General features: G+C 39.4%; 10 protein-coding genes. 1 reads left to right on the top strand and 9 read right to left on the bottom strand.

The features are described 5' to 3' along the window. From V5N63_RS10565 to tpx, 7 genes are all read right to left on the bottom strand, one after another. Positions 1-200 (bottom strand): iron chaperone (locus V5N63_RS10565; protein WP_332033911.1); only part of this gene is annotated, 200 nt, incomplete at its 3' end. Between the two features lie 2 nt (positions 201-202). Further along, positions 203-778 (bottom strand): hypothetical protein, encoded by a 576-nt coding sequence (locus V5N63_RS10560; RefSeq protein ID WP_332033910.1) that lies wholly within the window; start codon positions 776-778, stop codon positions 203-205. After that, positions 762-1,178 (bottom strand): SRPBCC domain-containing protein, encoded by a 417-nt coding sequence (locus tag V5N63_RS10555; protein WP_332021873.1) that lies wholly within the window; start codon positions 1,176-1,178, stop codon positions 762-764. Before V5N63_RS10555 ends, V5N63_RS10560 begins: the two co-directional genes overlap by 17 nt. A 118-nt stretch (positions 1,179-1,296) precedes the next feature. Further along, positions 1,297-1,710, bottom strand: a complete 414-nt coding sequence (locus V5N63_RS10550; RefSeq protein WP_332033909.1) for an SRPBCC family protein — start codon at positions 1,708-1,710, stop codon at positions 1,297-1,299. A gap of 72 nt (positions 1,711-1,782) precedes the next feature. Continuing rightward, positions 1,783-2,109 carry a cupin domain-containing protein gene (locus tag V5N63_RS10545; RefSeq protein WP_332033908.1) on the bottom strand — a complete coding sequence of 109 codons (327 nt, stop codon included), beginning with the start codon at positions 2,107-2,109 and terminating at the stop codon, positions 1,783-1,785. A 29-nt stretch (positions 2,110-2,138) separates the two neighbouring features. Then, positions 2,139-3,356: a DUF763 domain-containing protein gene (locus V5N63_RS10540; protein ID WP_332033907.1), complete on the bottom strand. Its 1,218-nt coding sequence runs from the start codon at positions 3,354-3,356 to the stop codon at positions 2,139-2,141. A gap of 107 nt (positions 3,357-3,463) precedes the next feature. Next, positions 3,464-3,961 (bottom strand): thiol peroxidase, encoded by a 498-nt coding sequence (tpx, locus tag V5N63_RS10535; RefSeq protein WP_332033906.1) that lies wholly within the window; start codon positions 3,959-3,961, stop codon positions 3,464-3,466. 158 nt (positions 3,962-4,119) lie between these two features. Here tpx and V5N63_RS10530 point away from each other — a divergent pair, with 158 nt between their 5' ends. Next, complete coding sequence (locus V5N63_RS10530) at positions 4,120-6,339, top strand: NADP-dependent isocitrate dehydrogenase (protein WP_332033905.1); 2,220 nt, start codon at positions 4,120-4,122, stop codon at positions 6,337-6,339. Positions 6,340-6,399: 60 nt separating this feature from the next. Here V5N63_RS10530 and V5N63_RS10525 read toward each other — a convergent pair whose 3' ends face one another. Continuing rightward, entirely contained in the window at positions 6,400-6,993 is a 594-nt protein-coding gene (locus tag V5N63_RS10525) for a hypothetical protein (RefSeq protein WP_332033904.1), read from the bottom strand. Between the two features lie 4 nt (positions 6,994-6,997). Next, positions 6,998-7,411: RNA polymerase sigma factor (locus V5N63_RS10520; protein WP_332033903.1), on the bottom strand; the 414-nt coding region annotated here is incomplete at its 5' end.

Below are 7,411 nucleotides of genomic sequence, written 5' to 3'. Positions count from 1 at the left end.
GGAGTTGCATAAAATCCGATATGGTTTTTGTAGGCTGCAAAATACACCAAAGGTTTTTTGTTCAGATAAAAACCCGGCATTCCGTAAGCAATTTTTTCTGTGGCTTCGGGAGCCTCTTCCAGAATAATCTGCCGGATTTCATTTAAAATATCCTGCACATTTTCCGGAAACTGGGCGATATATTTTTCTGTTTCGTTCATATTTAGTCCGCATACTGCTGCAATGAATTTTTGAAATGCAGATAAGCCTTTCTGTATCGATCAAGTTCTTTCTGCGAAGAATATTTAATCCCGAAAATCTTGCTGATATTACTTTCAGTTTCTGAAGTTGATTCATACGAACGGAAATAGCTGCCGTCTTTCGCCTTAATTGTCCATCTTTTAACAGTTAATCCGTTTATAATTTCACTTGACGAATCGGTTTTTATTTCGTTGGACTTCAGAGCGATATCTTTTGCGTCACCGCTCCATTGAGGCGAGAATATGTAAAACTGAACGCTGTCATCGGCGGAAGTGAAAACAGCGCTGTCGAAACCGTTAATACTGGTCGAAGATTTTTGAGAATTTTCTGCTTTGAATGAAAAGGGATACGCTATGTCAAACCATGCTCCTTGATATTTTTTATAAGAAAGTGGCGGCTCTTCGGGTGCTGGTTTTGCTGTTACAGCATCCTTTTGGGGTAAAGATTTAACTTCCTGATGTTCAGATTTCTTACTGCATGCAGACAAGAGTAAAATCAGGAATAAGACCGGAAAAACGCGTTTAGTTTTTCTCCACATATTTATGGAAACGGTCGAGAATGGCGTACCAACCCACGCGCTGCATTTCGATGGAATTGTGCAGTTCCGGCTCGAAGATCTCGATAATTTCAGTAGTATTTTCATCAATTTTATTAAACTGAACTTCAATTTTTCTGCCGTCATCAAGGTGGCTTTTTACGTATTGCAAAAGTTTTATTTCGTCGATATAGCCTGAAAAATTATAACCGAAACTTTTGTCTTTATAATCGAGGCGGTAATCGAAACGACCACCTTCCCGGAAATCACTCAGCGCTTTGGTGCATTGCCAATTGGTTGTCGGGAAATTCCATTTTACGATATGTTTAGGATTATAAAAGTAATCCCAGACTTTATGTACAGGCTGCAAAATGGTAATTTTAATGGTAATCGGATCAGTCATGATTTTTTAATTTTCCTAAAATTAAGGAATAATTTCCATATGATGACCGAGCCCCTACCTGCTAAAAATCATTAATGCATCAATTACAGAGATATCTTTGTATAAAAATATTACAAAATCAATTATTCTCTACATACTTATGGAAGTTATCGAGGATCGCATACCAACCTTCGCGCTGCATTTCTGCAGAGTTGGCCGCTTCAGGATCGAAAACTTCTGTAACTTTCGTGGTATTGGCATCAATTTCCTGAAAATAGACTTCAACTTTTCTGCCGTCTTCCAAGTAATACCGGATGAGTTGCAGCGGGATAATTTCATCGTAAATTCCCACGAAATCGAATCCGAAACTCCCGTCCTTGGCTTCCATTCTGGTTTCAAGTTTACCGCCAACGCGTAAATCATTTGCGGCTGTGGGACAGTGCCAGTCTTCACTTGCAAAATTCCAGTTCACAATATGCTCAGGCTTATTGAAATAATCCCAGACTTTCTGTACAGGTGCTAAAATTGCGATATCTATTTTTATAGGTTCCATAATTTATTTTTAAAAGCTTCTTTAAAGAATAAAAACATTAATTAAAATTTAAAGGTAAATATTCCAGAATAATTATCCTTTAATCATCGTCAGCAGCATTTTGAATCTCTCCACGCCGTGTAGTGAATGAGGGACTGTTGCGGGCATAATGACAGAATCACCTTCGGAAAGCGTGAATTTTTCACCACCAATGGTAATTCCCACCACTCCTTCAATTACTTCTACCAACGCATCATAGGGAGTGCTATGCTCACTGAGCCCTTCGTGCTTATCAAAGGAAAATAGTGTTATATTCCCGGCTGAGTTTTTCAGCACCTGTTTGCTGACTACTCCACCCTGCGCGTAATCAATCATTTCTTTGAAATTAAGAACTGTTGCTTTTTCGAATGTTTTTGCCATGATTTCTTATTGATTTATTGAACTTTTGTTTAAAACAACGACAGTTGAATTCCGCCATCAGGTTTTCTGTTCCCTGGCGGTTTCGCATCGCCAAAAACAGTTTTGCCGCCAAAACGCCAGGAATTGTTCCGTTCTTCTTCAATCACTTCCTGAATATCAAAATCCGGCGTAAAGTTTTCCTCCAGTTTGACATTAATTTCGTGAAGTTTTTTGAAGGCCTGCATTTTATCTGAATTTCCCAGTTTTGATTTTTCGATTCCGGTTCTTAAAATATCCAGCGTTTCATCATAAATCTTAGTAGGAACCGGAAAGGGATGCCCGTCTTTCCCTCCATGAGCAAAGGAAAACCTCGCAGGATCCTGAAATCTGGACGGTGCACCATGAATTACTTCGGAAACCAAAGCCAGACTTTGCATCGTTCGCGGACCAACACCTTTAAGCAAAAGTAAATCTTCGAAATTTTCGGGCTGCATTTCGCGGGTCATGGACAGGATTGCCCCGAGACGTTTTAAATTTACATCCGAGGCCTGCACATCATGATGGGCAGGAAGAATCAGCGAAACTTCCTTCATGATTTTTTCTGGAGGCTCGTGAGAGATTTCGATGATGCCTTTACGGTTTTCAACTGCAGATTTGGCAGTCAAATCGAGGATGATTCCTTGGTTTTTACCACAAATCCCCGAGTGTGGTTTATCTACAAAAGATTTTAAATTTTCAGAATGCCAGTGATACCGGCGTGCGGTTTTATCTTTTCCGCTCATTCCCTGCTGCACGACCGTCCAACTGCCTTCATCATTAAGAATAAAATTGTGTGTATAAAGTTGGTAACTGTCTTGTATTGCAGTATTATCGACTTTAGCAGACAGTTTGCTTGCTTTTACCAGCTCATTTCCATTAAGGCCGGTGAGATCTGCAATTTTCAGCAGTTCGTTTGGGGTTTCTTTAGAAAACTTTCCTTTTCCTCCGGCGATGTAGATGCCTAGTTCTTTGGAATTTGGATTAATTGCTCTTTTTAGCGCGCCCATCACCGAAGTCGTAACCCCCGATGAATGCCAGTCCATGCCCATCACCGCTCCCAGACTCTGAAACCAAAATGGATCACTCATCCGGCGAATGATTTCATTTTTCCCATAGTCGGCAAGAATTACCTCGAAAACAGCAAGCCCAAGTTTAGACATGCGTTCGTACAGCCATTGCGGAACATAGCCATAATGAAGCGGCAAATCTGCTGAACCGGAGCGTTTCATTTTATTTGTTTAGTGGGTTAATTCTTATCTCGCTTTTGCGTAGACAAAAAATCAAAGATTCTCAGGGAGAAAATCTTTGATTTCTAAGCATAAATTTAGTCGAAAGTTTACTTTACCGCGTTTAACGCAGCATCGTAATCAGGTTCGGTTGTGATTTCAGGAACCTGCTCGGAGTAAATAACATGATTATTTTCATCGGTTACAATCACTGCACGGCTTAGCAGGCCTTTCATTGGTCCGTCGGTAATTGTTACGCCGAAATCATCACCAAAACTTCCGCGAAAATCTGATAGCGTTTCTACATGATCCAAACCTTCAGCTGCACAGAATCTTCCAAGTGCGAAGGGTAAATCTTTGGATACATTTATTACCACGGTATTTTCCAAATCGCCGGCGCTTTCGTTGAATTTTCTTGCAGACGCTGCGCAAATCCCTGTATCAATACTTGGGAATATATTAAAGATTTTCTTTTTTCCGTCGTAATCAGATAATACTTTTACCTCGAGTTTATCATTTACCAAAGCAAAATCTTTCACTGTCAATCCATTTTCAGGCAGATCGCCGATGGTGTGTACCGTATTTCCTTTTAATGTAATCTGTGCCATAATATTATTTTTTTGTTTCTCAAAAATAGCGATATTAAGCTTAAAAATATTTGAAACAAAGGTTAAATTAATCTTAAAGTTCAGTCGTGCGCACTTTCGTACTCCTTTAAAATTCCTTAAATTTGTGTTTCTTAAATTAAAAAATAAATACTAGCATAATGTCAGAAAAATCCAAAATCGTCTACACCTGGACCGATGAAGCGCCGATGTTGGCCACCCATTCTTTTTTACCGATTGTTGAAGCTTTTACTAAAACTGCAGATATTGAAATTTCGCCCAAAGACATTTCACTTTCAGGAAGAATTTTAGCCAATTTCCCGGAATTTCTGAATGACGGCCAAAAGGTTGAAGACGCTTTGGCAGAACTTGGTAAATTAGCAACAACGCCGGAAGCAAATATTATTAAACTTCCAAATATTTCAGCATCGGTACCACAACTTGATGAAGCAATTGCAGAATTGCAGAAGCAGGGTTTTGCAGTTCCGAATTATCCGGCTGAGCCTAAAAATACAGAAGAAGAAGCCATTAAAGCAAAATATGCAAAGGTTTTAGGAAGTGCGGTAAATCCGGTTCTGAGAGAAGGAAATTCTGACAGAAGAGCACCAAAAGCAGTAAAAAATTACGCAAAAGCCAATCCACACAGAATGGGAATCTGGACTGCAGATTCTAAAACGAAAGTTGCCCATATGAACAGCGGCGATTTTTACGGAACAGAAAAATCGGTAACTGTAGAAAAAGATTCTCAGTTCAAAATCGAATTTTTCGAAAACGATGGTTCTGTGAAAGAATTGAAAGGACTTTCGCCTTTGAAAGCGGGAGAAATCATTGACACTTCCGTAATGAATCTTTCAGCGCTGAAAAGTTTCGTTGCAGATACAATTGCTGAAGCCAAAGCAGCTAACGTATTACTTTCGGGACATTTAAAGGCGACCATGATGAAGATTTCTGATCCAATTATCTTCGGAGCGATGGTTCAGGTTTTCTTTAACGACGTTTTCACAAAATATGCAGATCTGTTCAATGAACTTGATATCAATCCGAATAACGGACTTCAGGATTTATTTGATAAAATCGCAGGCAATTCTCAGGAAGCTGAAATTAAGGCCGACATCGAAAAAGCTTTGGATAACGGGCCGGCTGTAGCGATGGTAAATTCGGATAAAGGAATTACCAACTTCCACGTACCATCCGATATTATTGTAGATGCCTCTATGGCTGCACTCATCAGAGGTGGCGGTAAAATGTGGAATAAAGAAGGCAAGGAAGAAGATACCATCGCCATGATTCCGGACAGAAATTATGCGGGATTCTATCAGGCTGCAATTGACGATATGAAGAAAAACGGTGCACTCGACCCACGCACTATGGGTTCGGTTCCGAATGTTGGTTTAATGGCCCAGAAAGCTGAAGAATACGGTTCTCACGATAAAACCTTCCAGATGACCGCGGACGGAAAAGTAAAAGTTTCTGACGCGGACGGAAATATTTTCATGGAACAGGATGTTCAGAAAGGTGATATTTTCAGAATGTGCCAGGTGAAAGATGCACCAATTCAGGATTGGGTGAAACTTGCCGTAAACAGAGCAAGACTTTCCGACACTCCTGCAATTTTCTGGCTTGATGATCAAAGAGCACACGACCGCGAAATGATTAAAAAAGTTGAGAAATACTTAAAAGATTACGATACCACAGGCCTCGATATTCAGATTTTGAGCGTTGTTGACGCCATGACTTTAACTTTAGAAAGAATCAGAAAAGGTTTGGATACTATTTCTGTTTCAGGAAATGTATTAAGAGATTATTTGACCGATCTTTTCCCGATTCTTGAGCTTGGAACATCCGCAAAAATGCTTTCTATTGTTCCGTTGATGAATGGCGGCGGACTTTTCGAAACCGGAGCCGGAGGTTCTGCACCGAAACACGTCGAGCAGTTTATCGAAGAAGGTTATTTACGTTGGGATTCTCTGGGTGAATTCATGGCTTTACAAGCAAGTTTAGAGCATTTAGCACAGACTCAAAACAATGAAAAAGCACAGATTTTAGCAGATGCGTTGGATGTAGCGAACGAAAAATTCCTTGCGGAAGACAAATCTCCGGCAAGAAAAGTGGGATCTATCGACAACAGAGGTTCACACTTCTATCTGGCGATGTACTGGGCAGAGGCTTTAGCCAACCAGACTAAAAATGCTGAGATGGCTGCAATTTTCCAACCAATTGCAAAAGCAATGTTTGAAAACGAAGCTAAAATCAATGAAGAACTAATCGGAGCTCAGGGTAAACCACAGGACATCGGTGGATACTACAAGCCAGATTTCGGCAAAACCGATGCAGCGATGAGGCCAAGCGCAACATTGAACGAGATCATCAAAACAATATAAGTTTGGCCATTTAACCTCAGACTGAAAATAAAAACTTCCCGAATTTCCGGGAAGTTTTTTTTATTTCAGCTCATCAATGATTTTATAAATCTGGTTGAAATATTTTCCATAATACCGTTGAAACCAAAACTTACCGAAAAAATACAGCGCACCTAATGTCCCGATGCAGGTGGCCAGAAACGTAAGGATGAATCTTAAACCTGTAATTTCTTTCAAAGGAGGTGTATAGTCAAAGACCAAAAGCATTTCGCAGACCACAAAAGGCGCAAAAGCAATATAAAAAGCCAAATAATACTGCTCATTAAGTTTAAACTGGTATTTTAAATCTTTCAGCGCATCCCACGTATTCAGGTTAATGGTACTGATATTTTTATAAAGCTGAAAGAATTTAAAGAAATAAAAACTCGTAATCAGCATCATTGTGATTACTAAAGTGATAATATAGACTTTGAATTTGAAAAAATGCATATCGACCAGCAGAAAGAACAGAATTATGAGTACAAAAATTACTGCGGTCCAGTAAAACTCTTGTCGCATATTCTTCCGTATTTTTTCAAGCGGAAGATGTATTTCGTTTTGTTTTTCGGTTGAAATTTCGGGAGTTTCAGCGATATTTTCGTTGCTCCACAGTTGTTTTAAGTGATTTAATTCCATAACCTTAGTGATTAATGAGTTCTTTTAGTTTTTCTTTGGCGCGGTTCAGTTTTACTCTTGCATTTACTTCGGAAATCCCGAGCTGTTCGGCCATTTCTTTTCCGGAATAGTTTTCCAGGTAATAAAAAATCAGGGCTTTATCGATGGCATTAAGCTGGTTAATCGCACGGTACATTTTCTGGAGTTTCAGTTCCTCTTCATCGTTATAATCTTCATGTTTTATTTTAAAATCTGCGACTTCATCGTTTTTAATGAAACTTCTTTTCTTTTCAGACTTTAAAAATACAATTGCGGTATTCAGCGCGATCCTGTAAAGCCAGGTAGAAAAAGCGCTTCTGCCTTCGAAAGATGGATAAGCCTTCCAAACCTGGAATGTAATTTCCTGGAAAAGATCTTTCTGGTCGTCGAAATTATCCAT

The organism is Kaistella sp. (assembly GCF_032060305.1).
GTDB lineage: Bacteria > Bacteroidota > Bacteroidia > Flavobacteriales > Weeksellaceae > Kaistella > Kaistella yananensis.
Note: the sequence above shows the minus strand (reverse complement) of the source record. Positions and strands in the feature narration are given on the sequence as shown.